Origin of the sequence: Litchfieldella rifensis, assembly GCF_042646605.1 — a bacterium.
In the GTDB taxonomy this organism is placed as follows: domain Bacteria; phylum Pseudomonadota; class Gammaproteobacteria; order Pseudomonadales; family Halomonadaceae; genus Litchfieldella; species Litchfieldella rifensis.
The window spans coordinates 67527-90784 of record NZ_JBHRUG010000031.1; the positions used below are offsets into that span (position 1 = coordinate 67527).

The 23258-nt window shown below is 61.3% G+C and carries 25 protein-coding genes and 2 tRNA genes; 17 read left to right on the forward strand and 10 right to left on the reverse strand.

Annotated elements, in window-relative coordinates; translation table 11 throughout:
- Positions 1-15 precede the first annotated feature (15 nt).
- From ACFOEV_RS16005 to ACFOEV_RS16015, 3 genes are all read right to left on the reverse strand, one after another.
- Complete coding sequence (locus ACFOEV_RS16005) at positions 16-573, reverse strand: hypothetical protein (protein WP_386775730.1); 558 nt, start codon at positions 571-573, stop codon at positions 16-18.
- Positions 574-823: 250 nt separating this feature from the next.
- The gene (locus ACFOEV_RS16010; RefSeq protein WP_386775732.1) at positions 824-1846 is read right to left on the reverse strand and encodes a GGDEF domain-containing protein; all 1023 of its coding nucleotides are present in this window, start codon (positions 1844-1846) and stop codon (positions 824-826) included.
- 129 nt (positions 1847-1975) lie between these two features.
- Positions 1976-2344 (reverse strand): phasin family protein, encoded by a 369-nt coding sequence (locus ACFOEV_RS16015; RefSeq protein WP_386775734.1) that lies wholly within the window; start codon positions 2342-2344, stop codon positions 1976-1978.
- Positions 2345-2530: 186 nt separating this feature from the next.
- Between ACFOEV_RS16015 and ACFOEV_RS16020 the strand changes: the two genes are divergently transcribed.
- Positions 2531-3907, forward strand: coding sequence for a class II fumarate hydratase (locus tag ACFOEV_RS16020; RefSeq protein WP_386775736.1), 1377 nt, complete (start codon positions 2531-2533; stop codon positions 3905-3907).
- Between the two features lie 38 nt (positions 3908-3945).
- On the opposite strand, the gene glpD is transcribed toward ACFOEV_RS16020, so the two are convergent.
- Together glpD and ACFOEV_RS16030 are read right to left on the reverse strand one after the other, a co-directional pair.
- Positions 3946-5451: a glycerol-3-phosphate dehydrogenase gene (glpD, locus tag ACFOEV_RS16025; RefSeq protein ID WP_386775738.1), complete on the reverse strand. Its 1506-nt coding sequence runs from the start codon at positions 5449-5451 to the stop codon at positions 3946-3948.
- 193 nt (positions 5452-5644) lie between these two features.
- The gene (locus tag ACFOEV_RS16030; protein WP_386775740.1) at positions 5645-6403 is read right to left on the reverse strand and encodes a DeoR/GlpR family transcriptional regulator; all 759 of its coding nucleotides are present in this window, start codon (positions 6401-6403) and stop codon (positions 5645-5647) included.
- A 209-nt stretch (positions 6404-6612) separates the two neighbouring features.
- On the opposite strand from ACFOEV_RS16030, the gene glpK reads away from it, so the two are divergent.
- The 3 genes from glpK (at position 6613) to ACFOEV_RS16045 (ending at position 8390) form a co-directional block, all read left to right on the forward strand.
- A complete protein-coding gene (gene glpK / locus ACFOEV_RS16035; protein ID WP_386775742.1) occupies positions 6613-8106 on the forward strand; it encodes a glycerol kinase GlpK in 1494 nt (497 codons plus the stop codon).
- 99 nt (positions 8107-8205) lie between these two features.
- Positions 8206-8282: transfer RNA gene (locus ACFOEV_RS16040), tRNA-Val, on the forward strand.
- 31 nt (positions 8283-8313) lie between these two features.
- Positions 8314-8390, forward strand: a tRNA-Val gene (locus ACFOEV_RS16045).
- Between the two features lie 178 nt (positions 8391-8568).
- Here the strand turns inward: ACFOEV_RS16045 and ACFOEV_RS16050 are convergent.
- The 4 genes from ACFOEV_RS16050 to ACFOEV_RS16065 all read right to left on the reverse strand — a co-directional run bounded on the left by ACFOEV_RS16050 (position 8569) and on the right by ACFOEV_RS16065 (position 11701).
- Positions 8569-9048 carry a GAF domain-containing protein gene (locus tag ACFOEV_RS16050; protein ID WP_386776320.1) on the reverse strand — a complete coding sequence of 160 codons (480 nt, stop codon included), beginning with the start codon at positions 9046-9048 and terminating at the stop codon, positions 8569-8571.
- 83 nt (positions 9049-9131) lie between these two features.
- On the reverse strand, positions 9132-9959 hold the full coding sequence (locus tag ACFOEV_RS16055; protein ID WP_386775744.1) for a MetQ/NlpA family ABC transporter substrate-binding protein: 828 nt from the start codon (positions 9957-9959) through the stop codon (positions 9132-9134).
- A gap of 64 nt (positions 9960-10023) precedes the next feature.
- Positions 10024-10677 (reverse strand): methionine ABC transporter permease, encoded by a 654-nt coding sequence (locus ACFOEV_RS16060; protein WP_386775746.1) that lies wholly within the window; start codon positions 10675-10677, stop codon positions 10024-10026.
- Positions 10658-11701, reverse strand: a complete 1044-nt coding sequence (locus ACFOEV_RS16065) for a methionine ABC transporter ATP-binding protein (protein WP_386775748.1) — start codon at positions 11699-11701, stop codon at positions 10658-10660. The genes ACFOEV_RS16060 and ACFOEV_RS16065 overlap by 20 nt, the downstream gene beginning before the upstream one ends.
- Before the next feature lie 441 nt (positions 11702-12142).
- Here ACFOEV_RS16065 and ACFOEV_RS16070 point away from each other — a divergent pair, with 441 nt between their 5' ends.
- The 6 genes from ACFOEV_RS16070 (at position 12143) to upp (ending at position 16905) form a co-directional block, all read left to right on the forward strand.
- Positions 12143-12769 carry a riboflavin synthase subunit alpha gene (locus tag ACFOEV_RS16070; protein ID WP_386775750.1) on the forward strand — a complete coding sequence of 209 codons (627 nt, stop codon included), beginning with the start codon at positions 12143-12145 and terminating at the stop codon, positions 12767-12769.
- Between the two features lie 250 nt (positions 12770-13019).
- Positions 13020-14324, forward strand: a complete 1305-nt coding sequence (locus ACFOEV_RS16075; protein WP_386775752.1) for an NCS2 family permease — start codon at positions 13020-13022, stop codon at positions 14322-14324.
- 8 nt (positions 14325-14332) lie between these two features.
- Positions 14333-14878 carry an adenine phosphoribosyltransferase gene (locus ACFOEV_RS16080; protein WP_386775754.1) on the forward strand — a complete coding sequence of 182 codons (546 nt, stop codon included), beginning with the start codon at positions 14333-14335 and terminating at the stop codon, positions 14876-14878.
- 40 nt (positions 14879-14918) lie between these two features.
- Positions 14919-15407, forward strand: a complete 489-nt coding sequence (gene gpt, locus ACFOEV_RS16085; protein WP_386775756.1) for a xanthine phosphoribosyltransferase — start codon at positions 14919-14921, stop codon at positions 15405-15407.
- A 25-nt stretch (positions 15408-15432) separates the two neighbouring features.
- Positions 15433-16173, forward strand: a complete 741-nt coding sequence (ung, locus tag ACFOEV_RS16090; protein WP_386775758.1) for a uracil-DNA glycosylase — start codon at positions 15433-15435, stop codon at positions 16171-16173.
- A 102-nt stretch (positions 16174-16275) separates the two neighbouring features.
- Positions 16276-16905: a uracil phosphoribosyltransferase gene (gene upp / locus ACFOEV_RS16095; protein WP_386775760.1), complete on the forward strand. Its 630-nt coding sequence runs from the start codon at positions 16276-16278 to the stop codon at positions 16903-16905.
- Between the two features lie 90 nt (positions 16906-16995).
- On the opposite strand, the gene ACFOEV_RS16100 is transcribed toward upp, so the two are convergent.
- Positions 16996-17577, reverse strand: a complete 582-nt coding sequence (locus tag ACFOEV_RS16100) for a cupin domain-containing protein (protein WP_386775762.1) — start codon at positions 17575-17577, stop codon at positions 16996-16998.
- 216 nt (positions 17578-17793) lie between these two features.
- Here ACFOEV_RS16100 and mobA point away from each other — a divergent pair, with 216 nt between their 5' ends.
- From mobA to ACFOEV_RS16135, 7 genes are all read left to right on the forward strand, one after another.
- Positions 17794-18381: a molybdenum cofactor guanylyltransferase MobA gene (gene mobA, locus ACFOEV_RS16105; RefSeq protein ID WP_386775764.1), complete on the forward strand. Its 588-nt coding sequence runs from the start codon at positions 17794-17796 to the stop codon at positions 18379-18381.
- Complete coding sequence (gene mobB / locus ACFOEV_RS16110; RefSeq protein ID WP_386775766.1) at positions 18378-18962, forward strand: molybdopterin-guanine dinucleotide biosynthesis protein B; 585 nt, start codon at positions 18378-18380, stop codon at positions 18960-18962. Before mobA ends, mobB begins: the two co-directional genes overlap by 4 nt.
- Positions 18959-20227 carry a molybdopterin molybdotransferase MoeA gene (gene moeA, locus ACFOEV_RS16115; protein ID WP_386775768.1) on the forward strand — a complete coding sequence of 423 codons (1269 nt, stop codon included), beginning with the start codon at positions 18959-18961 and terminating at the stop codon, positions 20225-20227. Before mobB ends, moeA begins: the two co-directional genes overlap by 4 nt.
- Positions 20224-21021 carry a cyclic pyranopterin monophosphate synthase MoaC gene (moaC, locus tag ACFOEV_RS16120; protein WP_386775770.1) on the forward strand — a complete coding sequence of 266 codons (798 nt, stop codon included), beginning with the start codon at positions 20224-20226 and terminating at the stop codon, positions 21019-21021. Before moeA ends, moaC begins: the two co-directional genes overlap by 4 nt.
- A 2-nt stretch (positions 21022-21023) precedes the next feature.
- Complete coding sequence (gene moaE / locus ACFOEV_RS16125) at positions 21024-21476, forward strand: molybdopterin synthase catalytic subunit MoaE (protein ID WP_386775772.1); 453 nt, start codon at positions 21024-21026, stop codon at positions 21474-21476.
- Positions 21470-22462, forward strand: a complete 993-nt coding sequence (gene moaA / locus ACFOEV_RS16130) for a GTP 3',8-cyclase MoaA (RefSeq protein WP_386776321.1) — start codon at positions 21470-21472, stop codon at positions 22460-22462. The genes moaE and moaA overlap by 7 nt, the downstream gene beginning before the upstream one ends.
- A 433-nt stretch (positions 22463-22895) precedes the next feature.
- Positions 22896-23186, forward strand: a complete 291-nt coding sequence (locus ACFOEV_RS16135; RefSeq protein WP_386775774.1) for an H-NS family histone-like protein — start codon at positions 22896-22898, stop codon at positions 23184-23186.
- Positions 23187-23258: the final 72 nt, after the last annotated feature.

Below are 23258 nucleotides of genomic sequence, written 5' to 3' on the forward strand. Positions count from 1 at the left end.
GGTTGCCCTATAGGGTTAGCCAAAGGTGGAGAGATTCAACCGAGCGACTCTCGCGCGATGATGAGCTTCTTCAGGCCTTGGCCGTTGACCGCTGGCCAATCTCCATTGTTCTTGGCATTCCTGGAGGACACGGCATGCGACATGCTTCTGTCTGGCGAAAGTCAGGAAAGGCTCATGCAACTCCGGTGTGGCATTGGTCTCCAGCAGTCGATCGGAGAAGTGCCGTGAGTGGTGAGCGGCCTCCAGGGCTTGTTTCAGCGTCTGGTCTGCCATGACGTCATCGGTGATGAAGAAATGTCGCTGGGCGGCGGTGGCGGGAAGAGAGTGGTCATTCCTGGCCTCGGTCGTCGTGAGGCAGGCGCTCAGTCCCAATCGTTCGGCCACGTGACCTAGCGTGTCGAGCCGCTGTTCACACTCGCTGCCCAGTGCTGCCATGAGGCGGCTGATGTAGGTGGCATTGGGCAGAAAGCTCAGAGCGAGCCTCCGATAGCGATACATCTCCTGGTTTTCGTGGGTACTGGCCAGAACGAGTTGCTCCTGTGGCAAGAGGGTGAGGGGCGTCAAGTCGATCATGTGCTGTTGTCTCGCTGTCAAAGTTAGAGAGCCGGATGGCGTCAACAGCGCTCAGTGTAGGGAGGAAGCCGTAAACCCCACCTTGATTTGCATCAAATCGCGGTACGGATTCCCGCAAGGGGCGGCCATTCTTGATGGGTATCAAACAACGGTATGGCGCCGAGCGATGGACTGGCTATTCCAGGCAGGCGGGAGTGGCGTAGAAGTGTCCAGCAGAGGGGTGTCCGAGGTGGGGCATGAGACGAGGTACTCAACCCGGGGCAATGAGTTCCGCCATTTCCAGCCGGTTGCGTCCATTACGCTTGGCTAGCATGAGCATGGCATCGGCCCGGCTGAGCAGCTCGTCCAGGCTTTCATCTGTCGCCTGGCGCTGTGCTAGCCCCAGGCTGATCGAGCAGGACGTGGTGGCCTGCACGGCTGTGCGTAGCCGCTCGGCACTTTCTCTGGCGCCGGCAAGCGGGGTTTCCGGTATCAGGATCATGAACTCGTCGCCGCCATAGCGCCCGACCAGGTCGCTGTCGCGAAGCGTTTCCCTGATGACTTTGGCGACCTGGCGCAGGACGTGGTCGCCGGCGGCGTGCCCACAGCGGTCGTTGATGCCCTTGAAGTCGTCGATATCGAGCATCAGGGCGCAGAGCGGCAGATCGTAGCGGTTGGCACGACGCAGTTCGGCTTCGGCGAGTGTGACCATGTGTCGTCGGTTATAGGCATCGGTGAGAAAGTCGCGGGTGGCCAGGATCGCGAGGCGTTCATTGACCGCAAGCAGTTCCGCTGTACGTTCCGTGACGCGCCGTTCGAGTTCCAGGTTCTGTCGCTCGAGGGCTTCGCGTGCCAGGCGTAGCTCGGTGAGGTTTTGTGCGACGCCGAACAGGTGGGTGATAATGCCACCCTGGTTCTTGATCGGCACCAGCAGTGTCAGCCAGTGCCCATGCTGCCGAGTGCCATCGCTATCTATGAAAATACCGCTTTCCTCATAGCGAATCGGCGTACCGGCTTCGACGCAACGAGCGTAATTACGCAGCACATCGTGCCCGATGGGTCCAGGCAGCAAATCACCGATACGTTGGCCAAGGTTCTGAGTGGCTATGCCGATCGAGGTCTGCTGTGCCGGGTTGATCGCTTCGATGATGAAGTCTTCGGGACCTTCGACCCGAATGATGAACATGCGCTCGGGAAAGTGTTCCCAAAGTGTCCTGACGAAATGAAGACCTGCGTGAGTATCGAGCAGGGCGAGGAAATCGGGTGTGAGTGTCGGTGCTTGCTCCATGCGCATGGCTCGAGTGACCCCCAAGGCGGTATCACACAGCGTAGTCCAGCGACATCACGTCAACAGGCCGCCGATCGGGGATCGGCGGCCTGTTGACGACGGTGCTGACTGGCCGGAGCCAGCGGATACCGCGACTTACTTGCTTGCTTGGGTTGCAGCCTTGGAAGCGGTCTTGACGTTGTCTTCGACCATTTTCTGACCTTTCTGGACGAATTCCTGGTTCATGGCGACCACTTTCTCGGCATCGCCCTTAAAGCGCTCGCCCAGCTCCTTGACGACCTTGTTCTGGTCTTCGACGTAGGCACGCAGGCCGTCGGCATCCTTGATGTCGAAGAGGGCGCGCGCCTGCTTCAGGCTAGCGTCCGTGTAAGCCTGGGTGGCTTCGAACTGGGCGCTGATCAGCTTTTCGCTGTAATCGATAGTCAGGGCCGCATAGGCGCGGGCCGGACCGAAGAAAAGGGTTTCGAACTGTTCGGTAGCTTTTTCGAAATTGACGTTGCTCATGGCACACCTCCGTAGGTTTCTGGATTACGAAGGATTTCGACCTTCGCTGCAGTGCACAATAACAAACTCTTTGTTGCAGTGCAACAAGGGTTTTTCGCTACGCTCAAGAGGCTGTCCTTGAAAGCCCAGGCGCCGGGCGCAATCCTTTAGTCATGAGGCCTTGACACACAGGAGCAGGAGACGCTCATGAGTGATACCCGTATCGAACGCGATAGCATGGGGGAACTGGAGGTGCCGGCCAGTGCCCTGTACGGTGCCCAGACACAACGCGCGGTCAACAACTTTCCGGTGAGTGGCCAGCCGATGCCCAGTGCCTTCGTGCATGCGGTGGCACGCATCAAGTGGGCGGCAGCTGAGGTCAATGCGGCGCTTGGCCTGCTGGACGCCGCGCGTGCCGAGGCGATTGCCGCGGCGGCGCGGGAAATCGTCGAGGGGCAACACGACGACCAGTTCCCCATCGACGTGTTTCAGACCGGTTCGGGTACCTCGACCAACATGAACGTCAACGAGGTCATTGCCCACCTGGCCTCCGACGGACTGGAGGTGGGGCCCAACGACCATGTCAACATGGGGCAGTCGAGCAATGACGTGATCCCTACGGCGATTCATCTGGCGGCGGCCTTGGCGGTCAAGGACACCCTGTTGCCGGCGCTGAACCATCTGCGCTCGGCCATCGATGCCAAGGCGAGCGAGCTCGATGGCGTGGTCAAGACCGGCCGTACCCACCTGATGGATGCCATGCCAGTGCGCATGAGCCAGGAACTGGGAGGATGGTCCAGTCAGGTAGGGCAGGCCATCGAGCGTTTGGAGGATGGCCAGGTGCGTCTGGGACGGCTCGCTCAGGGTGGCACGGCCGTGGGGACCGGTATCAATGCCCATCCCGAGTTCGCCAGTCGCATGGCACAGGTCTTGAGCCAGCAGACCGGCCTGCGGCTCGAGCCCAACGACAGCTTTTTCGCCAGCCTGGCATCCCAGGATGCCGCCGTGGAGTTGTCCGGGCATCTGCGCACCTACGCCTGCGCGGTGATGAAGATCGCCAATGATCTGCGCTGGATGAATTCCGGCCCCTTGGCGGGACTCGGCGAGATCGAGCTGGAGGCCTTGCAACCGGGCAGTTCGATCATGCCGGGCAAGGTCAATCCGGTGATCCCCGAGTCCGCCGCCCAGGCGGCCGCCCAGGTGATCGGGCTGGATACTGCGGTGACGGTGGCAGGGCAGAGCGGCAACTTCCAGTTGAACGTGATGCTGCCGTTGATCGCCAATAACCTGCTGACCTCGATTACCCTGATGAGCAATGTCAGCCGGCTGTTGGCCGATCGCGCCATCGCCACCTTCAAGGTGCGCGAGGATAACATCCAGGCCCCATTGGCGCGAAACCCGATCCTGGTGACGGCGCTGAATTCGGTGATCGGCTACGATGCTGCCGCGGCCATCGCCAAGCAGGCCTACCAGGCCGGGCGGCCGATCGTCGAGGTGGCCGAGGAGGAGACCGACCTCTCTCGCGAAGAACTCGAGCGGCTGCTCGATCCGGCACAGCTTACCCGGGGTGGCATTCCGGAATGACGTGCCGGGGTGGCTTTGACGATGTCGAGATGGCGATTCTATGCCGCCATGACCTGACGGTGAGCGGCGATATGCGCCGCCAGGTGCTGTTGCTGGGCTTGATCGAGGCGTAGACCGAGCTTGGTGCGTCGCCACAACACATCGTCGGCCTCACGCGCCCACTCATGATCGGTGAGGTAGTCGACCTCGGCTTGTGTCAGGCCGGCACCGAAATCCTTGCCCATGTCTTCGGCCTTGCGACAGCCTTCGAGGAAGGTCAGGCACAGGCTGCCGTAGCTGGCTGCGTAGCGGCGGGCACGCGCCTCACCCAGGAAGGGATAGTCGCGCACCAGGCGTGTGGCGAAATCGTGCTGGTTACCGATATCGCCACCGGGCAGGGGCCGTGTGGCGGTCCAGGGTACGCCCATTTCGGGAAGCCTGTCGTGCAGTTGGGCAAGGGCGGCTTCAGCGAGCTTGCGATAGGTGGTGATCTTGCCACCGAAGACCGAAAGCAGCGGGGCGCTCTGGGCATCCAGATCGAGTGTGTAATCGCGGGTCATGGCCGACGGATCGGCGGATTCGTCATCGCACAGGGGGCGCACGCCACTGAAGGTGGCGACGATATCGTCACGTTTGAGTTGTTGCTGGAAGTGGGTGTTGACCACTTCCAGGAGGTAATCGGCTTCCTCGTCGCTTGCAGCGACCTTGTCGGGATCGCCGGTGTGGCGTCGGTCCGTGGTGCCGATCAGGCTGAAATCCTGCTGATAGGGCAGGACGAAGACGATGCGGCCGTCCCGATTCTGCAGGATGTAGGCGCGTTCGTCGGTATTGAGGCGCGGCACGATGAGGTGGCTGCCCTGAATCATGCGAATGCCATAGCGCGATTCACGCTGGGTCTGGCCACGAATGAAGCGTTCCACCCAAGGGCCGGTGGCATTGACCAATACCTTGGCGCGCCGTATTTGCCGGTGGCCGGTATCGCGATTTTCCAGGGTGATGATCCAGTGGCCGTTTTCCTCCCGGGCCTCGATGCAGCGCGTGCGTACCAGGATTTCCGCTCCCTGTTGCTGGGCCTGCAGCGCATTCAGGAGCACCAGGCGGGCATCGTCGACCCAGCAATCGGAGTACTCGAAGCCTTGGGTGATCTCGGGCTTGAGGGGGCTTGTGGTATCGAGGCGCAGGCGACGCGAACCGGGCAGGCTATCGCGCTTGCCCAGGTGATCGTAAAGGAACAGGCCGGTGCGAATCATCCAGGCCGGACGTAGGTGCGGTTGGTGCGGAAGGATGAAGCGCAGTGGCCAGACGATATGCGGCGCCTTCCTCAGCAGCACTTCGCGCTCACGCAGTGCCTCGCGTACCAGTCGAAATTGATGGTGCTCGAGATAGCGCAGCCCGCCATGGATCAACTTGCTGCTGGCCGAGGAGGTGGCGCTGGCAAGGTCGGCCTGTTCGCACAGGCCGACCTCGAGACCGCGCCCCGCGGCATCGTTGGCGATGCCGGTACCGTTGATGCCGCCCCCAATGACATAGAGGTCAAGCAGCTTCGGGGAGATCGCAGCGGACATGGGGTGCCCCTCCGGGAAAGGTTGGCGATTGCCTGGCATTATCGCAGCCGGCAGTTCATTCGATGTTTGAAAACGAACATAGACTAATTAAAATCGAACATCAAGGGGCGAGTGCGAACATCAAGCGATCGTCGAGCAGACCTGCTGCATGGGCGAAGAGCGTTGGAGGGTTGCGAGGATCGGGTGGCCAGACTCAGGCGAGGTACAGGGCGACGTCGTTGGCGTCCAGCAGGTGGCAGATGGGCTCAGGGGGACGGCGGTCGGTGAACAGGGCATCGAGTTGGGCGATGTTGCCCTGGCGGACCACCGGATTGCGATGGAACTTGGAATGATCGGCGGCGAGGAAGACCTGGCGGGAATTGCGGATGATGGCTTGGGCGACACGTGCTTCCTGGTAGTCGAATTCCAGTAGCGAGCCGTCTTCGTCGATGCCGCTGATGCCGATGATGCCGAAATCGACCTTGAACTGATTGATGAAGTCGATCGTCGCCTCGCCGATGATGCCACCGTCGCGGGAGCGTACCTGGCCACCGGCGATGATGACATTGAAGTCTTCCTTGTGCTGCAGGCTGGCGGCGACATTGAGGTTGTTGGTGATGACTTCCAGGCCCTGATGGCGCTCCAGTGCTGCGGCGATGACCTCGTTGCTGGTGCCGATATTGATGAACAGTGAGGCATGGTTGGGGATATGCTCGGCAATCCGGGCGGCGATGCGGTGCTTGGCCTCGAGATTGAGTGTCTTGCGGGTGCTGTACGCGGTATTGACGGTACTGGACTCCAGGCCGGCGCCGCCGTGGACTCGGCGAATCAGGCCTTCGCTGGCCAGGGCATTGAGGTCGCGGCGGATGGTCTGTGGGGTGACGGCAAAATGCTCGGTCAGTTGCTCGATGGCGGCATACCCCTGGCGTTTGACCAGTGCGACGATGGCATCCTGGCGTTCCTGCTGTGTCATAAGGCCTCCTGATGGCATGTCATGATTCTACGGCATTTTTCGCTGCTTGCGGCACTTTGGCGGGGCATGTCTGCGACTAAGGTCTTGGGAGTAGAGGGGCCTTTGCAATTGAGGCGACGCCATGGCTGGTTTAGTCTGAAATTATCGAAATCGAACATTTCTGTTTGAAATCGAACATTTTTGTTTGACCGTTATCGAGGAATCATGCCATGGCCTCTTATCTGCTCGCCATCGATCAGGGGACGACCAGCTCCCGTGCCATTCTCTTCGACCGCGGGGCCAATGTGGTCGCGGTGGCTCAGCAGGAGTTTCCGCAACATTTTCCCCAAGATGGCTGGGTCGAGCATGATCCCGAGGATATCTGGGCCTCGGTGGTCTCGACCTGCCGGGACGTCCTGGACCGCGCGGATACCGGTGCGTCGCAGGTGGCGGGCATCGGCATCACCAACCAGCGCGAAACCACACTTCTATGGGACCGCAAGACCGGCGAGCCGCTGCACAACGCCATCGTCTGGCAGGACAGGCGTACCGCCGAGACCTGCCAGCGACTGCGCAACGACGGCCATGCGGCCATGGTGCAGGAGCGCACCGGCCTGCTGATCGACCCGTACTTCTCGGCGACCAAACTGGCCTGGCTGCTGGAGCATGTGGCAGGGGCTCGCGAGCGCGCCGAGCGCGGTGAGCTGGCCTTCGGCACCGTGGATACCTTTCTGATGTGGCGTCTCACCGGCGGCCGCGTGCATGCCACGGACGCGACCAACGCATCGCGTACGGCGCTGTTCAATATTCACACCCAGCAGTGGGACGACGAGCTGCTCTCGCTGTTCGGGATTCCGGCTAGCCTGCTGCCCGAGGTCAAGGACTCCAGTGATGATTTCGGGCGTACCCGGGCTACGCTGCTGGGAGGCGAGATCCCCATCGCCGGCGTGGCCGGTGACCAGCAGGCGGCGCTATTCGGGCAGGCCTGCTTCGAACCAGGCATGGGCAAGAGTACCTATGGCACCGGCTGCTTCTTGATCCTCAATACCGGTGACAAGGCGGAGGTCTCGCGCAATCGTCTGCTGACCACGGTGGGCTATCGGCTCGACGGCAAGCCGACCTATGCCATGGAGGGGAGTATCTTCGTTGCGGGGGCGGCGGTGCAGTGGCTTCGCGATGGTCTCAAGCTGTTCGCCGATGCCGCGGAGACGGAGTCACTGGCTCGCCAGACCCGCAGTGGCCATAGTGTCTATATGGTGCCGGCCTTCACCGGACTGGGGGCTCCGCACTGGGATCCCCAGGCACGAGGAGCGATCTTCGGCCTGACACGCGACACCGGTATCGCCGAAATCGTCGCGGCGGGCTTGCAGGCGGTGTGTTATCAGACTCGTGACCTGCAGGTGTGCATGAACGATGATGTGGCCGCGACTACCGGTACCTTGCGCGTCGATGGCGGTATGGTCCGTAACAACTGGGTCATGCAATTTCTGGCGGACATGCTGGGTGTGTCGGTGGATCGTCCCACCGTCCTCGAGACCACGGCGCTGGGAGCTGCCTATCTGGCGGGGTTGCGTCTTGGTTGGTACCAGAGTCTCGACGAGATCGCCGGCTTGTGGCGCTGCGAGCGGACCTTTGTGCCGCAGATGCCCGAGGAGGAGCGAGAACGCCTCTATCGAGGCTGGCTGGATGCCGTCGAACGGGTGAAGTGCGGTCCAACTGATTGATTGGCTGGAATTTTTAATCAAGACTTGCATTCACGGTGCGAATACGTAAAATACGCATCCGTTGCCGGGGCAAGACATATTGGGCTTGCGGCGGGCTGTAGGACCATAGCTCAGTTGGTTAGAGCGCCACGTTGACATCGTGGAGGTCAGCGGTTCAAATCCGCTTGGTCCTACCAGATTTTCACCTCCCGGCAGCCAAATCGAGACAGGACCATAGCTCAGTTGGTTAGAGCGCCACGTTGACATCGTGGAGGTCAGCGGTTCAAATCCGCTTGGTCCTACCAAATACCTGGACGCCCCGCAGCTTTGCTGTGGGGCGTCTTTCGTTATGCTGATTCCGGGCTTCGGGCTTCGGGCTTCGGGCTTCGGGCTTCGGGCTTCGGGCTTCGGGCTTCGGGCTTCGGGCTTCGGGCTTCGGGCTTCGGGCTTCGGGCTTCGGGCTTCGGGCGTCGGGCGTCGGGCTTACAGCTTACCGCTGGTATCGAGATCGGTGTGGTGCTGGAACACTTCGACCAGTTGCTCGATGCCGGCTTGGTCCGTGGCGCTGAAACGTCTCTCGAGCGGGCTGTCGAGGTCCAGGACCCCCCATAGCCGGTCATCGACGACGACCGGTACCACCAACTCCGAGCGCGAGGCCGCATCGCAGGCGATATGATCGGCCACGGCGTGGACATCGTCGATGCGCTGGGTCTGGCGCAGGCGCGCTGCGGCACCGCACACCCCCTTGTCAAAGGGAATCGGGTTGCAGGCGGGCTTGCCTTGAAAGGGGCCGAGTACCAGGGTGTCGGGTTGGCGCTGGAGATAGAAGCCGGCCCAGTTGAGGTCGGGTATCTCCTGCATGATGAAGGCGCAGGTCTGGGCCATGTTGGTCAGCACGTCACGAGTGTCCAGCAAGGCTTCGAGTTGGCGAGCAAGCAGGGCATAGTCGGGTTGGGCATGCATCATGGCGGACTCCTCAACGAGCTGGGCCGGCGTAGTGCGCCGGCCCAATCAAACATGTTCTTGCAAGAAAATGCCGGTTTACGTCACTTCCAGCCGGGAATCGCCGACCCTTTAAACAGCTCATCGGCCTTGGCGACGACTTCCTCGCTCTGGTAGGCGTCGACCAGTTGGCGAATCGCCTCGCGGTCCTCGTCCCCGTCGCGCACCACGATCAGGTTGACGTAGGGCGACTCGGGGCCTTCCTTGATCAGCGCGTCGTCGAGGCTCAGGCCGGCCGGTTGGGCGAAGGTGTTGTTGATGAAGGCCATGTCCACGTCGGGAAGCACGCGCGGAAGCTGGGCGGCCTCGATCTCACGGAAGCGGAAGTCCTTCGGGTTTTCAACCACATTGATCGGTGTGGCTTCCAGGTTGGTTGGGTCGTCGAGCTCGATCATGCCCTTGTTGTGCATCAGGATCAGTGCGCGCCCTTCGTTGGAGGGGTCATTGGGCAGGGCGATGATGGCTTGTTCCGGCAGTTCCTCGATGCTGTCGTGCTTCTCGGAATAAGCCCCGATGGGGTAGACGAAGCTGCGACCGGCGATGGCGAAGTCGTAGCCACGGTCCTCGACCATGCTTTGCATGTACGGCTCGTGCTGGTAGGCATTGGCATCCAGGCTGCCGTCGGCGAGGGCCGCGTTGGGTGAAACGTAGTCGGTGAACTCGACGATCTCGACGTCCAGGTCGTGCTCTTCCTTGGCGATGCGCGCTGCCACTTCCATGACCTCGGTTTCGGGCCCGGCGACGGTGCCGACCTTGATCGAGCTTGTTTCGGCCCCGCCGCTACCGCAGCCGGCCAGCGCGACAGTGCCGAGCAGAGCGGCGGCACCCAGCAGCCGAGCGGGGCGTAGAAGATGAGCCAACGGGTTCGTCATAGTGATGCTCTCCTTGAAGGTTCGCGATGAACCGGGTGTTTGAGGAATAAAGGGCGTTACCCGCTTATTTATGGTCGGCCTTGCGCACCAGGTGATCGCCCAGGCTCTGAAAGCCTTGGACCATGACGACCAGGATTGCCACGGTGATCAGCATGATCATCGGATCGAAGCGATTGTAGCCATAGCGAATACCCAAGTCGCCCAAGCCTCCGCCACCCACGGCGCCGGCCATGGCCGAGTAACTCACCAGGGTGACCACGGTGATGGTCAGGCCGGTGATGATCCCGCCCTTGGCTTCGGGCAGCAGTACCTTGGTGATGATCTGATAGGGCGTGGCACCCATCGACTGGGCGGCCTCGATCAACCCGGGAGGTACCTCATTCAACGCGCCTTCCACCAGACGTGCGACAAAGGGGATGGCGGCAATGGTCAGGGGCACGATGGCGGCATTGGTCCCGATCGAGGTGCCGACGATGGTACGCGTGAAGGGAATGATCGCCACCATCAGGATGATGAAGGGCACCGAACGGCCGACGTTGGTGACCACGCCCAGCACCTGGTTGGTAAGCGGCTGGGCCAGGATCTGGCGGGGCCGGGTAACATACAGCAGCACCCCCAACGGTACCCCGAGCAGGGCGGCGATCAGGCCCGAGACGCCCACCATGTAGAGCGTGTCGAGAGTCGCCTGGAGAACCAGGTTAAGCATCGCGCTGGACATGGCCGAGCACCTCCACATGCAGATCGTGGCTTTCGAGATAGGTCAGCGCTTCGCGGGTCTTTTCTCGGGGGCCGATCAGTTCGGCGATCATCAACCCCAGGGTACGGTCCTGGATCGACTCGACCTTGGCCTGGAGAATGCTGACGTCGACATTGCAGTCGCGCGCCAGTCGCGACACCAGCGGCGTGGATACGGCATCGCCGGTGAACGCCAGGCGCACCACCGGATGGGTGTACTCGCCGGGACTCGCCTCGAGGCGTTCGACCAGGGCCTGGGGGGGCTCGAGTTCGAGAAAGTCGTTGAGAAAGTCGCGGCCCAGACGCGTGCTCGGAGCAGTGAAGAAATCGCCGACATCGGCCTCTTCGACCAGTTCGCCGGCGGAGATCAGCCCGACTCGATGGCAGATGGCCTTGACCACCTCCATCTCATGGGTGATCAGCAGAATGGTCAATCCCAGCTTGCGATTGATGTCCTGCAGCAATTCGAGGATCGAGCCGGTGGTCTGGGGGTCGAGTGCCGAGGTGGCCTCATCGCACAGCAGCACCTTGGGCCGGCTGGCCAGCGCCCGGGCAATGGCGACGCGCTGTTTCTGGCCCCCGGAGAGCTCCGCCGGATACTTGTCGGACTTGTCTTCGAGGCCGGTCAGTTCGAGTAGCGGCATCACTCGCTGGCGTATCTCGGCCGTGCCCATGCCCATCAGCTCCAGGGGCAGGGCGATATTGGCGAACACGGTGCGCGAGGCCAGCAGATTGAAGTGCTGGAAGATCATGCCGATCTGATGGCGCGCCTGATTGAGCTGGGGGCCGGACAGCGCGGTCAGCTCCTGGCCGTCGACGACGACGCTGCCCGTCGTCGGGCGTTCGAGCAGGTTGACGCATCGAATCAGCGTCGACTTGCCGGCACCGGAAAGCCCGATCACACCATGGATGCTGCCCTGAGGCACGTGCAGGTCGACGTTTTTCAGGGCGGCAATGGCGTTGGCGCCGCTGCCATAAGTCTTGGAGACGTTGGTGAGTCTGATCATGGTCCTGTCGGGTCGCTGGGCAGATTCGTTCCGGTCGCGGGCAGAACCGAAAGGGCGGTCGGAAGCAGTCTCGGTGTCCGGGTGAAAAAAAGGCCACCCTGGCGGGTGGCCATCAACGCTGGACACACCCTTTTAGCTGCACTTCCCGCCGACCATGGCGAAGGTACGCGATGATCGGCGAGGGCGCCCGCAATCCGGGTACAAATCGGCGCCTGAATAATGAGCGCAAATGGTAGGCTTCAGCTAATCCAGTGTCAACGATAATGGTGCATGTTTCGGCCTATCAGGTTGATGATCAGGCAATATCACTGCGTAGTTGGCTGCCGGCGTAAAAAATAGCCTAAACGGCATATCCGCGTGGACGACCCGGCCAGGCTTTCCTAGACTGGCGTCTTCGCTTTGATCAGTGCTCCCTTGAGGCGCACATATCGGGAGTCCGGCATGTTTACAGGTATCGTTCAGGGCACGGCGACCTTGGTATCGGTGGTCGAAAAGGCCGAGTTTCGTACTCATGTGGTCAGCCTGTCGCCAGAACTACGTGACGGGTTGGTCCTGGGGGCCTCGGTGGCGCACAACGGGGTCTGTCTGACGGTGACCGCCATCGACGGCGATCGTGTCAGCTTCGATCTGATGCGGGAAACGCTGCGCCTGACCAACCTTGGTGCATTGAATATCGGCGATCGCGTCAATATCGAGCGTGCCGCGCGCTTTGGCGATGAAATCGGTGGCCACGCGATGTCGGGGCATGTGATTGGCATGGCCGACTTGGTCGAGCTGGAGGAGACTCCCGACAATCGCCGTCTGTGGTTCGAGTTGCCCGAGGAGTATGGACGTTTCCTGTTCGACAAGGGCTATATCGGTGTCGACGGCATCAGTCTGACCATCGGCGAGGTGCTTCGCGGTGGAACGGGGCGAGTTCCGCGCTTTTGCGTCAACCTGATTCCCGAGACGCTTTCGCGTACTACCCTCGGAGAGCGGGGGCCCGGGGACCGCGTCAATATCGAGATCGATCCCCAGACCCAGGCCATCGTCGAAACCGTCGAGCGGGTGTTGGCCAGCCGTCCGTGAGCACGACGAGCAAAAGACCCTGACCGCTTCGTCAAGTCTTCGTTGGTGACAAATCTAGCATATGGCGCATGGCTTGCTTATATCTGTAGAGCTTATATAGCGAATTCTACCGGAATGCGCAGGACAAGATGCTACCCGACCAGGGTCGCCATGAGCCCGAAAAGCGTCTCGCGCCGTGCGGCGCCTTTGGGTACCATGTGCGGCTTTTCTCGCACCCAGGACGATACCGTCCGCGCGAAGGACCGAGCCGATGCTGACACGATTACTCGACGACCACTTCAAGCTGGCCGAACACAACACCAATATCCGCACCGAGGTCATCGCCGGGATTACCACCTTCCTGACCATGGCCTACATCATTTTCGTCAATCCGAGCATTCTCTCCGAGACGGGGATGGACTACGGCGCCGTGTTCGTCGCCACTTGCCTGGCAGCGGCCATCGGTACGCTGATCATGGGGCTCTGGGCCAACTATCCGGTCGCTCTGGCACCGGGCATGGGCCTCAATGCCTTCTTCACCTATGGCGTGGTGCTAGGCATGGGATACTCCTGGGAAGCGGCGCTGGGTGCGGTATTCTTCTCCGGTGTGATCTTCTTCCTGCTGAGCATCTTCAAGGTGCGGGAGTGGATCATCAACTCCATCCCGCAATCGTTGCGCCTGGGCATCGCGGCCGGTATCGGTCTGTTTCTGGCAATGATCGCGCTGCAGAATGCCGGCATCGTGGTCGATAACCAGGCAACGCTGGTTTCGTTGGGTAGCCTCACCGAGCCGCCGGCGATCTATGCCCTGCTGGGCTTTTTCGCGATCTCGGCACTGGCGCATCTGCGCGTCACCGGTGCGGTGATGATCGGCATCCTAGCGGTGACACTGGTGGCGACTCTGCTCGGTCACAACGAATATGGGGGCATCCTGTCGATGCCGCCATCGTTGGCGCCGACCTTCCTGGCCCTGGATCTCGCGGGGGCTTTGGATATCGCAATGCTCAGCGTGATCTTCGCGTTCCTGTTCGTCGACCTGTTCGACACCTCGGGTACCCTGATAGGGGTGGCGCAGCGTGGCGGGCTGCTCGACAAGGACGGCAAGCTGCCACGCCTCAAGAATGCCCTGATGGCCGACAGCAGCGCTTCGATGGCCGGTTCCTTGCTGGGCACCTCGACCACGACCAGCTATATCGAAAGCGCCTCGGGAATCGCCTCGGGTGGACGTACCGGTCTCACCGCAGTGGTGGTGGCGGTGCTGTTCCTGGTCAGCCTGTTTTTCGCCCCCCTGGCGGGGTCGATTCCAGCCTTTGCCACAGCCGGTGCACTGCTCTATGTCGCGGTATTGATGGCCGGCAGCCTGGCCCATGCCAACTGGGACGACGTCACCGATGCCGGCCCGGTGCTGATCGCTGCCCTGGCCATGCCGTTGACGTTTTCGATCGCCGAAGGCATCGCGCTTGGTTTCATCAGTTATGCTGTCATCAAGACGCTGTCCGGTCGCTTCAGCGACCTCAACCCGGCGGTGGTGGTATTGGCGATTCTCTTCGTGCTGAAATTCCTGTTCCTGGATTGAGACCTTAGATGAGCATTTACGGCGATTACATCAAGTCTGTCATACGCACCGTCCCCGACTGGCCACAGCCGGGGGTCAACTTCCGCGACATCACGCCGCTACTGCAGAACAGAGGCGCCTTTCGCAAGCTGATCGACAGCTTCGTGCATCGTTACCAGGAGATGGAACTGGATGCCATCGCCGCCATCGATGCGCGGGGTTTCATCATCGGGGCGCCGGTGGCCTATGAACTGGGCTGTAGCTTCGTTCCGGTGCGCAAGAAAGGCAAACTGCCATTCAAGACCATCAGCGAGACCTATACCCTGGAATACGGGCAGGCCGAGGTGGAGCTTCACTCCGATGCCTTTCGCGAGAACGATCGCATCCTGATCATGGACGATCTGATTGCCACCGGGGGAACCATGCTGGCCGCCGCCAAGCTGATCTCGCGCACCGGTGGCGAGGTGGTGGAAACCGCCACCATCATCGAGCTCCCTGAGCTTGGCGGGGCGCAGAAGATCCGTGATGCCGGCTATGGCGTCTTCGCCGTGTGTTCCTTTACCGAAGACGAGTGACCCTCGTCTTCCCCATCATTTCGCTATCGGTATCGTTACCATGAGTGCCAACCGTTATCAGCAGCACTTCACCGTCTCCTGGGACCAGCTGCATCGCGATGTGCGAGCCCTGTGCCACAAGCTGGTGGAGCGTGACTTCCAGGGTATCCTCGCCATCACTCGTGGTGGGCTGATCCCCGCTGCCTTGATCGCCCGTGAACTCAATGTGCGGCTGATCGACACCGTCTGTATCAAGAGCTACGAGCACATGGATCAAGGCGGTCTGGAAGTGATGAAGGGCGTCGAGCATGACGGCGCCGGTTGGTTGCTGGTCGATGACCTGGTGGATACCGGCAAGACCGCTCGCGTCGTTCGTGACATGTTGCCCAAGGCCCATTTCGTCACCGTCTACGCCAAGCCGGAAGGCCGGCCGCTGGTCGACCAGTGCCTGACCGAGGTGGCCCAGGATTGCTGGATACAGTTTCCCTGGGACATGGGGATTGCCTATGTCGAGCCGCTGGTCGACCAGGTTCGCAGTCAGACTCCTTAAGGACTCATTTCCCAAGGACTCAGCAATGCATGACTCACCGCTTCCCGATAGCTGGAACCGCTACCTGGGTGCCGAGTTCGACGCGCCCTACATGCAGGAGTTGCGCGAGTTTCTCGTGCGAGAGAAAGCCGCACGCAAGGTCATCTATCCGCATTCTTCGCACTGGTTTCGTGCCTTCGAGCTGACGCCGCTCGACCAGGTGCGGGTGGTGATTCTGGGGCAGGACCCCTATCACGGGCCGAATCAGGCCCATGGCCTGTGTTTCTCGGTGCGACCCGGCGTGCCGGCGCCGCCGTCATTGCAGAATATCTACAAGGAACTGGCCCAGGACGTGGGGTTTACCCCCGTGAATCATGGGTTCCTGGAGAGCTGGGCGCGCCAAGGGGTGTTGTTGCTCAACACCTCCCTGACGGTGGCGCAGGGGAATGCCGGCTCCCATCGCGGCAAAGGCTGGGAAGCCTTTACCGACCGCGCCATTGCCGCCGTCAGCGAGCAGGGTCTGCCTACGGTATTCCTGCTATGGGGCAGCCATGCTCGACAGAAAAAGGCGCTGGTGGACACTCGGCGCCACCTGGTGCTTGAGTCGCCGCACCCGTCGCCGTTGTCGGCTCACCGTGGCTTCTTCGGCAACCACCACTTTTCCCGCGCCAATACGTTCCTGGCCGAGCATGAGCGCGGAGCCATCGACTGGCAATTGCCGGCCGAGCCGGTTGAGTCAGGGCAGGCTCCCGTGAATATGCCCTGCTCGCGCGGCGGCTTAACCTGAATGCCCGATCAGGCTAGAATAGCGCGCAATTTGTTGCCCGCCATCGCCGGCGATTCCGGCGAGAGAGCAGCGTACCGTCTATAGAATCGAGGGCCGTCAGCCATGAGTGTTCATGCCATCAACCATCCCCTGGTCAAACACAAGCTGGGGCTGATGCGTGCCGCGGATATCAGCACCAAGAGCTTTCGTGAGCTCGCCGGGGAAGTGGCCAAGCTGTTGACCTACGAGGCGACCCAGGATCTCGAGGTCGAGGCCTCGAGTGTGGAAGGCTGGAGCGGCGAGCAGGTTCCGGTGGAGCAACTCAAGGGCAAGAAGGTTACCGTGGTGCCGATCCTGCGTGCCGGCCTCGGTATGCTCGACGGCGTCACCGATCTGATCCCCAGTGCACGCATCAGCGTGGTGGGGCTTTATCGCGATGAGGAAACCCTCCAGCCGGTGCCGTATTTCGCCAAGTTCGCCAATGACATCGAGGAGCGCCTGGCCATCGTCATCGATCCGATGCTGGCGACCGGTGGTTCGATGGTGGCGACGCTGGACATGCTCAGGGCACGCGGGTGTCCGCAAATGAAGGTGATCGTGCTGGTTGCGGCACCGGAGGGCATCAATCGCGTTCAGGAGGCCTATCCGGAGGTCGAGATCTACACCGCCGCCATCGACGATCACCTGGATGAGAATGGTTACATCGTTCCCGGGTTGGGCGATGCCGGTGACAAGATCTTTGGTACTCGATAAGTAGATCGTGGCGTGAATCCTGCCCCTTGCACCGTCGACGTTGGGGGCATTTGAAACGAAGCCGAATACGACAATGGCTGCGTGATGATTTCAGGCATGGTGCTGGGCATTCCCGCCGTCCGAGAAGGAGGGCGGGTTATTGGCGCTGACGATGATGCACTCACTGTCGCTGACGTTGCGGAAGCGATGCGGCAGGCGTGAGTCGAAGTAATAGGCGTCGCCCGTCGTCAGTAGCCGGACTTCTCCGCCCACGGTGAGTTCGATGGTGCCGGAGATGATGATGCCACCTTCCTCACCGTCGTGCTCGAGCATGTCTTCGCCGGTATCGGCGCCGGGAGGGTAGCGTTCGTGAAGGATCGACATGCTGCGGTTGGGGCGTCGCGCGCCGATCAAGCGCCAGGACAACACGCCATCGCCGATTTCGGTGAGTTCGTCGGCGCGATAGAAGACCTGCTCATGCGAGATCTGCTCGCCGGCGAAGAACTCGCTGATCGATACCGGCAAGGCATCGAGGATCTTCTTCAGGGAGCTGACCGAGGGGCTGACGCTGTTCTGCTCGATCAACGAGATGGTGCTGTTGGTCACTCCGGCACGCTTGGCCAGCTCGCGCTGCGAAAGGTCACGCTGCACGCGCAGGTACTTGAGCCGGCTACCGACGTCGAATCCGCTCATCAATCAGCCTTTGTCATCGTTGTTGAAGATCTTTGACATCATCATACCGGCTTGTCGCAACCGGGAAAACTTTCGTCTTGATTCAGTCGCTTGGCGCTGTGAGCGAGAGGCCGCCTTGAGGTAGGCTAGACTTGGGGCAGTGGGCCGAATTGACCACTTGGACAAATCCGGGGTGTTGCCCGTATTATCCTATTCATAGCGTCCGGAGATGTTGTCATGCTCCCAGAGCAAATTAGCGGCCTGATTCTCGCCGGTGGCCAAGGACGGCGCATGGGCGGTCGTGACAAGGGCCTGGAACCTTTCGCCGGGCAGGCGTTGATCGATCATGTGTTGTGCCGTCTGCAGCCACAGGTCGCCGAGGTGCTGATCAACGCCAACCGTCACCTCGATGCGTATCGGCGTCTGGGACCACGGGTGGTCAGGGATCGCGAGGGAGGCTATCAGGGGCCGCTGATGGGCATCTGGAGCGGACTGTCGGTGGCCACGACACCGTGGGTGGTGGTGGTGCCTTGCGACAGTCCGGCCCTCCCGGAGGACCTCGTGGCAAGGTTGGTGGCAGGGCACGATGGGCACGCTATCGCGGTGGCGCATGACGGCGAACGTGCCCATCCCGTGGTGGCGTTGATCCGTCGCGACCTGGTCGAGGACCTCGGTGAGGCCCTGGCCGCCGGGGAGCGCAAGATCGACCGCTGGTATGCACGCCATGCCTGGTGTCATGTGGATTTCAGCGATTGTCCGCAGGCCTTTGCCAATCTCAATACCGAGCAGGACAAGGCTCGGCTCGAACAATACTTGAAATCATGATGCAGTCGTCCCCGATGCTCGACAACGAACCATTGCCGCTACTGGGCATCGCCGCCTGGAGTGGCACCGGCAAGACGACCTTGCTCGAGGCCTTGCTGCCACGGCTAAGGGAGCGCCACCTGCGGGTCGCGGTGATCAAGCATGCCCATCATGGCTTCGACGTCGACCAGCCCGGCAAGGATAGCCATCGTCTGCGCCAGGCCGGTGCCAGCCCGATGCTCGTCGCCTCGAGAGCACGCTTCGCGCTGATGATGGAGACCCCGGATCAGGATGAGCCGGATCTGATGGCGATGGTCGAGCAGTTGCGCCCACTGGCGCCTGACCTGGTACTGGTCGAGGGCTTCAAGGCGTGGCCACTGCCCAAGCTGGAACTCCATCGTGAAGCGCTCGGCAAGCCGTTGCTGGCACCGCAGGATCCCTGGGTGCGTGCCGTGGCCAGTAATAGCGCGCTGGTGTTGCCGCACGGTGTCGAATCGCTCGACCTCGATGATGTCGCAGGCCTGGCCGACTGGATCGCCGGCTGGCCTGAGCGGTGGCCTCGTATGCGGCTGGCTCCCAGGCCCATGGAGGCGAAGCCATGAGCCTGTCCTGCTTCGATCTCGGTGAGCGGATGCTGTCGGTGGACGAGGCCCTGGCGGCATTGAGGGGCTTCACGCCGACGATGCTGGAAAGTGAGTCTCTGGCACTGGAGGCGCTACCGGGACGCGTGCTGGCCGAGGACATTCACGCGTTGATCGACGTTCCCCAGAATACCAATGCCGCCATGGACGGTATCGCACTCGCCTGGCCGGATGGCGAGGCGACGCCTGTCACGCAATGGCGGCTGGTGGGCGAGGTGCTGGCCGGCCATCATCGCCCGGAGCCGGTGGCGCCGGGCTGTGCCGTGGCGATTACCACCGGGGCGCCGCTACCGCCGGACACCGATACGGTCATCATGCGTGAGCAACTGCAGGAAACGTCCCGAGAGGGGCAGGAGTGGGTGGCGATCGAGCGTGCGGAGACGGTTCGCCGTGGCCAGAACGTGCGCCGGGCAGGCGAGGACATCGCACGCGGCAGTCTCGTGTTGGCACGTGGCACACGGCTGAGGCCCCAGCATCTGGGCTTGCTGGCATCGCTGGGGGTGGCGGGGGCGAAGGTCCAGCGCCGCCCGTTGGTGGCGATATTCTCCACCGGCGATGAAGTCACGGCACCCGGTGAGGCTCTGGACCGTGCCGGTATCTTCGATGCCAACCGTTTTTCATTGCGTGGCCTGTTGACCGGGCTGGGCTGCGAGATTCGCGACCTGGGCATCCTCCCCGATGATCGGGCCAGCATCCAGGCCGCACTCGAGGCGGCCGCCCGACAGGCCGATATGGTGATCACCAGTGGTGGCGTATCGGTGGGGCAGGCCGATTGGATCCGGCCAGCCCTGGCCGACAGTGGTGATCTCGGCTTCTGGCGCATTGCCATGCGTCCCGGCCGGCCGCTGGCCTTCGGTCGCCTGGGGCTTCGCCAGGTGCCCTTCTTTGGCCTGCCCGGCAACCCGGTGGCGGTCATGGTGACCTTCCTGCAGTTCGTGCAGCCCATGTTGCGTCATCTGCAGGGTGAGGCGAACTGGTCGCCACGGCGGCTGACGGCATTGGCCGAGGCGCCCCTGGCGAGCCGCCGTGGACGCGTGGACTTCCTGCGTGGTGTCTATCATGCTGATGACAAGGGACAGCTCTGGGTGCGCAGCACCGGTCGCCAGGGCTCGGGGATCCTGTCGTCGATGGTCGCTGCCAACTGTCTTATCGAGATCACGGCCGACCGCGACGGCGTCGCGCCCGAAGAGCCTGTGATCGTGCAACCCTTTGGTGAACTGACATGAGCCTGACCCATCTCAATACCCGCGGTGAAGCCCATATGGTGGATGTCGCCGACAAGTCGGAGAGCCGACGCGAAGCGGTGGCCAGCGGTCACATCGCCATGCACCCCAGCACGTTGGCGCTGCTCTCCGAAGGCGGTCTGCCCAAGGGTGACGTGTTGGCGACTGCCCGAATCGCCGGGATTCAGGCGGCCAAGCGTACCCATGAACTGATTCCGCTGTGCCATGCCCTGGCGCTGTCCAAGGTGGCGATCGACTTTCGTCTCGACGAGGAGGCCTCGCGGGTGGAAGTTACCGCCACCTGTCGCCTGAATGGTCGCACCGGGGTGGAAATGGAGGCATTGACGGCGGTGTCGGTAGCCTGTCTGACGCTCTATGACATGTGCAAGGCGGTCGACAAGGACATGCAGATCGGCGCCATCCAACTGGACTCCAAGACGGGTGGCAAGTCGGGCGACTACCATCGCGTTGTGGAGGAGGCGCCGATCGTCGCCGCTGAATGTCGCAGCGGTGAGGTGAGCGTGGGATTGCGTCCCTTGGTGCCGTGCGTGCGTGTCAAATGCCTGGCTGAATTGCGCGAACGCCTCGGGGTGAGTGATCTGGACGTACCCTTCGATAGCCTGGCGTCGCAGAACGTGGCTGGCTTGAAGGCCGCATTGAAGGAGCAGGACGTGCGTTTTGCCAAGCTCGATGATTCGCGCACGCTGTGCGCCGTCAATCAAGTCATGGGTAGCGATGTCACACCACTGACTGCCGACGATGAAGTGGCGTTCTTCCCTCCGGTCACGGGAGGTTGACGATGATTCGCGTGCAGCACGAAAGTTTCGACCCGGGACGAGAACAGCAGGCTCTGGTCGGTGGGCGCCGCGATATTGGGGCGGTGGTGAGTTTCACTGGCTTGGTGCGCGATTTCAACGAGCGCCCCGAAGTCGAAGCGCTGACCCTGGAGCATTATCCCGGCATGACCGAGTCGGCTCTGGGTGATATCGTCGAGGAAGCCGAGGCTCGTTGGCCGCTACAGGGGGTGCGTCTTATCCATCGGGTTGGGCGCTTGGTGCCGGGAGACCCGATCGTGCTGGTGGTGGTCGCCAGTGAGCATCGCCGGGCGGCCTTCGAGGCATGTGACTTCATCATGGACTACCTCAAGACCCGCGCTCCTTTCTGGAAGAAAGAACATACCGCCACGGGCCAGTATTGGGTGTCCGAGCGAGCAAGCGATCATCAAGACGTCAGGCGCTGGGAGGAATCATGACAACCCTGATCGACGATTTCGATCGCCGGGTGCGCTATGTGCGCATCTCGGTCACCGACCGCTGCGATTTTCGTTGTGTCTATTGTATGAGCGAAGACATGACCTTCTTGCCACGGGCACAGGTATTGACCCTGGAAGAATTGGCGATGGTCGCTCGGGCTTTCACCGAACTGGGAGTGGAAAAGGTACGCTTGACGGGAGGCGAGCCTCTGGTGCGACGTGGCATCGAGCAACTGGTCGGTGAGATCGGCACGTTACCGGGGCTCAAGGATTTCGCCATGACCACCAATGGAGCTGGATTGGTCAAGCATGCCCAGGCGCTACGCGATGGTGGTCTCAGGCGTCTCAATATCAGCCTGGATTCGCTGGACGCCGACAAGTTCCGCCAGCTGACTCGTACCGGCGATCTGAACAAGGTGATTGCGGGGATTCGCGCCGCTCGCTCAGCTGGTTTCGAGCGTATCAAGCTCAACGCGGTGATCCTGAAGAACCGCAACGATGGTGAAGTACTCGACCTGGTCGAATTTGCCCGTGGCGAGGGGCTGGATATCAGTTTCATCGAAGAAATGCCGCTGGGTGACGTGTCCGACCACTCACGTGCCGAAACCTATTGTTCCAGCGACGAGGTGCAGTCGATCATCGAGCAGCGTCATGCGTTGCTGCCAACTACCGAAACGACGCTGGGGCCATCGCGGTATTTCCGCATGCCCGATAGCGAGACTCGGGTCGGCTTCATTTCGCCACATAGCCATAACTTCTGTTCGACCTGCAATCGTGTGCGAGTCACGGTGGAAGGGCGCTTGTTGCTGTGCCTGGGCAATGAACACTCAGTGGATCTTCGTGCCGTCCTGCGTCATCATCCTGGCGACATGGAGGCGCTCAAGACGGCGATCATAGAGGCAATGCCGCTCAAACCCGAACGCCATCACTTCACCACCGATGGTGACGTTCAGGTGGTGCGTTTCATGAACATGACTGGTGGTTGAGGATATTTCCTCGGCAATGCCCCGGCGGTGTCCGGGGCCGCTTGCAGATGGCTTCCCTGCTGGCTGTTAGTCGTTTCCCTTCTTGTCCATGCTTGCCCGATAAGGGCGTTTTTGCACTCGAGCCAACGCGGTTCGAGTGTCGCATGCTATCTATATTGTTAGTCAGGAAAGTGTCTTTTGGCAGCCGCGAACAACCATATTCTTCTGGTCAGAGAAGGCAATGGGTGGCTATGCTATTATTGATCCAAGTCGGTTTGCGGGCGATATGCCAACCCCATACCTTTGGCTTTCCGTTCTTTTCGTTCGAAGTGGATCGTCGTTGTGGGGCAAGTTATTGATGTGATTTTCTTGCCAAGTTGGTATAGATACATATACTTTTTACGATAAAACTGTAGTACCCCCTTTTTCCCGACCCTCAGAATGGAGGAGGCCAATGTCTTCCGAAACCTTGGAACGCATCGCTCGCAACAAGAACGTCGCCCGTGCCGCGGCACGTCAGCTCAGCATGGAACAGTTGCACAAGCTGGCGGAAGTGATTGGTGAAGTCATCGAACAGAAGCAGGAAGAAGAAAAACAGCGCCAGGAAGAGGAGGCACTCAAGGAGCGCAAGCTGGCGGAAATTCGCGAAGCGATCAATGATGCCGGCTTGTCATTGGATGACTTGGTTTCCGAACAGCCCAAGCGTCGCCGTGGTCGGCCACCGAAGAATGCCAGCAAGTCCTGACGTGAGCCGGTGTCACATTCACCGGAAAAAGCGGACTTGAGTCCGCTTTTTTCTTGGTTATCACGGTAACAG

Bases quoted from the DNA above. Each gene is read 5' to 3' on its own strand.
- ACFOEV_RS16005 (WP_386775730.1), bottom strand. From the start codon at position 573: ATGATCGACTTGACGCCCCTCACCCTCTTGCCACAGGAGCAACTCGTT.
- ACFOEV_RS16010 (WP_386775732.1), bottom strand. From the start codon at position 1,846: ATGCGCATGGAGCAAGCACCGACACTCACACCCGATTTCCTCGCCCTG.
- ACFOEV_RS16015 (WP_386775734.1), bottom strand. From the start codon at position 2,344: ATGAGCAACGTCAATTTCGAAAAAGCTACCGAACAGTTCGAAACCCTT.
- ACFOEV_RS16020 (WP_386775736.1), top strand. From the start codon at position 2,531: ATGAGTGATACCCGTATCGAACGCGATAGCATGGGGGAACTGGAGGTG.
- glpD (WP_386775738.1), bottom strand. From the start codon at position 5,451: ATGTCCGCTGCGATCTCCCCGAAGCTGCTTGACCTCTATGTCATTGGG.
- ACFOEV_RS16030 (WP_386775740.1), bottom strand. From the start codon at position 6,403: ATGACACAGCAGGAACGCCAGGATGCCATCGTCGCACTGGTCAAACGC.
- glpK (WP_386775742.1), top strand. From the start codon at position 6,613: ATGGCCTCTTATCTGCTCGCCATCGATCAGGGGACGACCAGCTCCCGT.
- ACFOEV_RS16050 (WP_386776320.1), bottom strand. From the start codon at position 9,048: ATGCATGCCCAACCCGACTATGCCCTGCTTGCTCGCCAACTCGAAGCC.
- ACFOEV_RS16055 (WP_386775744.1), bottom strand. From the start codon at position 9,959: ATGACGAACCCGTTGGCTCATCTTCTACGCCCCGCTCGGCTGCTGGGT.
- ACFOEV_RS16060 (WP_386775746.1), bottom strand. From the start codon at position 10,677: ATGTCCAGCGCGATGCTTAACCTGGTTCTCCAGGCGACTCTCGACACG.
- ACFOEV_RS16065 (WP_386775748.1), bottom strand. From the start codon at position 11,701: ATGATCAGACTCACCAACGTCTCCAAGACTTATGGCAGCGGCGCCAAC.
- ACFOEV_RS16070 (WP_386775750.1), top strand. From the start codon at position 12,143: ATGTTTACAGGTATCGTTCAGGGCACGGCGACCTTGGTATCGGTGGTC.
- ACFOEV_RS16075 (WP_386775752.1), top strand. From the start codon at position 13,020: ATGCTGACACGATTACTCGACGACCACTTCAAGCTGGCCGAACACAAC.
- ACFOEV_RS16080 (WP_386775754.1), top strand. From the start codon at position 14,333: ATGAGCATTTACGGCGATTACATCAAGTCTGTCATACGCACCGTCCCC.
- gpt (WP_386775756.1), top strand. From the start codon at position 14,919: ATGAGTGCCAACCGTTATCAGCAGCACTTCACCGTCTCCTGGGACCAG.
- ung (WP_386775758.1), top strand. From the start codon at position 15,433: ATGCATGACTCACCGCTTCCCGATAGCTGGAACCGCTACCTGGGTGCC.
- upp (WP_386775760.1), top strand. From the start codon at position 16,276: ATGAGTGTTCATGCCATCAACCATCCCCTGGTCAAACACAAGCTGGGG.
- ACFOEV_RS16100 (WP_386775762.1), bottom strand. From the start codon at position 17,577: ATGAGCGGATTCGACGTCGGTAGCCGGCTCAAGTACCTGCGCGTGCAG.
- mobA (WP_386775764.1), top strand. From the start codon at position 17,794: ATGCTCCCAGAGCAAATTAGCGGCCTGATTCTCGCCGGTGGCCAAGGA.
- mobB (WP_386775766.1), top strand. From the start codon at position 18,378: ATGATGCAGTCGTCCCCGATGCTCGACAACGAACCATTGCCGCTACTG.
- moeA (WP_386775768.1), top strand. From the start codon at position 18,959: ATGAGCCTGTCCTGCTTCGATCTCGGTGAGCGGATGCTGTCGGTGGAC.
- moaC (WP_386775770.1), top strand. From the start codon at position 20,224: ATGAGCCTGACCCATCTCAATACCCGCGGTGAAGCCCATATGGTGGAT.
- moaE (WP_386775772.1), top strand. From the start codon at position 21,024: ATGATTCGCGTGCAGCACGAAAGTTTCGACCCGGGACGAGAACAGCAG.
- ACFOEV_RS16135 (WP_386775774.1), top strand. From the start codon at position 22,896: ATGTCTTCCGAAACCTTGGAACGCATCGCTCGCAACAAGAACGTCGCC.